Source organism: bacterium, from assembly GCA_037131655.1.
In the GTDB taxonomy this organism is placed as follows: domain Bacteria; phylum Armatimonadota; class Fimbriimonadia; order Fimbriimonadales; family JBAXQP01; genus JBAXQP01.
The window spans coordinates 1-2,630 of the sequence record JBAXQP010000342.1 but is presented as its reverse complement, the minus strand read 5'-3'; the positions used below and the strand labels follow the sequence as shown (position 1 = coordinate 2,630).

At 48.8% G+C, this 2,630-nt stretch carries 1 protein-coding gene; it reads right to left on the bottom strand.

The genetic code is table 11. The features are described from left to right. On the bottom strand, positions 1-2,384 hold a 2,384-nt coding region (locus WCO51_12135), incomplete at its 3' end, for a VIT and VWA domain-containing protein (GenBank protein MEI6514002.1). Between the last annotated feature and the right edge of the window lie 246 nt (positions 2,385-2,630).

Below are 2,630 nucleotides of genomic sequence, written 5' to 3'. Positions count from 1 at the left end.
TCGGCTAGCTTCTCGACATTTTTCACCAGTATTCGGCCGATGACCAATTTCATCGCCGCATCTTTGTAGGAGAGTTCGAAACCCAACCCTTTCAGCTTCTTGAGTGTTTCAGGCTTCAAGTCGGTCAGCCAGATTTGGATTTCTACTTTGTTGTCCTTCACTTCGAGCTTGCCTTGTATCGAGAGGGAACCGTTCTTCCCCTTCTCTTTAAGGAGCTTGCTCAGTTCATTAAGGGGCGGCTTCAGCTTCAGCTTCACCCGATCCGCATGAGTCTTTGAAACCTGAATAATAAGACTATCATCAGAATCCATAGATTTTTCATGAAGTGTATTCAGAGAGGGAGACGTCATAGCCGGCGATGATGGTACACCACCACCAGAAACTGCACCACCATAGCTAGACTTCATGCGGCTCTTAACAAGTCCTGGGCCACGTTCCGCTGGGCCGAATATGCCTTCATAGCTGACGCCCTCCGGCATCTCGACGGGAACCTGAATGGTTCGAGGCGAGCCGTTAGTATTGATGACCTTCTCCTCAACCGCAACAAAGGAAGTGTACTGGCTCATCAGGCGGTATTCGAGGGCGGTATTGACGATCTGGTCTTTAATATTTGGATCGGGCTTACCGGTTTGTGCGCCCATGTAATCCTGACGCAGCAAATCATCAATCTTCGCCCTAGCCCACAGAGTGGCGATAGCCGAACCGTCTTTATCGTCCTTAGGAAAGACCACATGTAGGGTCTGCCGCCAAGGTTTACCGCGCAACATTCCGATGATTTCGATATCACCTTCCGCCCCTGCAGTATAACGTCCCTTGATAACAACCGGACCGGCAGTGAAGATATCGGGAATGTCCTTTGGATACATATCCGCCACAGGCATCCCATGCCAGTCCACTTGCACATCAATTAATAACGGTTTAGCAATGCGACGATAGAAACGCTCGGCAGGGTCAATACCAGGCGTATCGAGTGTGACAAACTCGGCTTGCCCTTTACCCTCAGAAGCCATTCCATCAATAAGGAACCGATTCACCCCATTCCCGATGCCGAACGGGAAGATTCGTGCCGAACGGCGATTCTTTTGAAGCGCATCCAATATCTGAAGGTCGTTGCCGACATAACCGTCGGTCATGAAACTCACAATCCGAAGCCGCTCCGGATCATCTTTCGGCTCAAGCGCAGCCAAGAAAGCCGGAAGCAGTTCCGTTCCGCCATCTCCTGACAGCCCCTTAACAAATTTCTCCGCTTTGGCGACGTTTTCAGGTGTATTCGGCACAGGCTCATCAAATAGCCGATTGATTATCGTCGAGAACCCGATTACATTGAACGTATCACCCGGGTTCATGTGCTGAATGCAGTAGAGGACGGTTTCCTTTGATTTTTCAATCGGGAAGCCGCTCTGTGAACCGGATTGGTCGATGACAAAGATCATCTCTTTGGGCATAATCCGGCCTTCCATCGGGGCATTCGGCGGTTGCATGATGAGCGTAAAATAGCCGCCGCCGTGACCATCTGAGAAAGTTAGCAGACCGGATTGAATATCAGAACCAAATGCTGAGAACTTCAGAATGAAATCTTTGTTGGGAATCTCATTTTGATTTTTCAGCGAAACCTCAGCTCGTGTATCGCCCAAACGTTTGATATCAACTTGATGAAGCTGACTTTTTAGCTCGCTGATTGGCAAACCGGCATCGAGCTTCACCGTCAAAGAAATATCATGCCCTGCGCGAGTGCCTTCCGGTGTAATGGGCGGTGATATTTTTTCAGGGTCAGTGGTAACTCCCGTTGTAGGGATTAGACCGCCCGCGCCTGGAATATATCGAGGACCAACGACCATCGGGAAAACAAACTCGTATACGCCCTCTTCATACTTGAGAAGTTGAATGTAGGAGATAGTGATCTTGATTTTTTCTCCCGGCATAATGTTGGCGACAGATTGAGTAAAAATATTGGGCCGCTCTTGATCCAAAAGCGCTGCCGCTTGACCATGAGCCTTAGCCGCTTCATAAATCTCACGAGCCTCTTCGCGTTTCTTGATCTGGCCGCGAATAACTCGGGAGCCGATTGTCATCGTCATGTCATCAACCGCTGCATCATTTGGCAGCGGGAATGTATAAATCGCTTCGATTGCCTCTTTCGATGGATTTTCGAAGGCTTGAGTGACCGTCACTCGTGCGACAAAGCCCGATATTTCAGCTTGAACATCCGTATGTTTAAGCGGGCATAAATCACCAGGTTTTCCATCTTTACCCATAATGGTAAGCTGACCGGGTGCTGCATCGTTAGATTTCGCTTTTGCTTGTTCCCCGCCTGATGTCATGACAAAAAGCATCGCTGCCCCTATCACTGCCGCACAAACCAAATTAACGTCCATTAACCTCATATTTCCTTTCCTCCTTGGGATACAAACATTCTTCGACGTTTGATCCCCATATCCTTCTGTTGCATAAAAAAGAAAAAAGGTTCATTTCTTTTTTCAGTGAATTTTTCGAATCCTTGGTAATAATGACAAGCGGCGCTGAGGAAGCAATAGCGACGGCGTCTCGCTGGCACAGAAACTAATCATGCCGTAAGGCACGTCATTCCGAGCTTGTCGAGGAATCTTCCGGAAGACCCTTCGACTACGCTC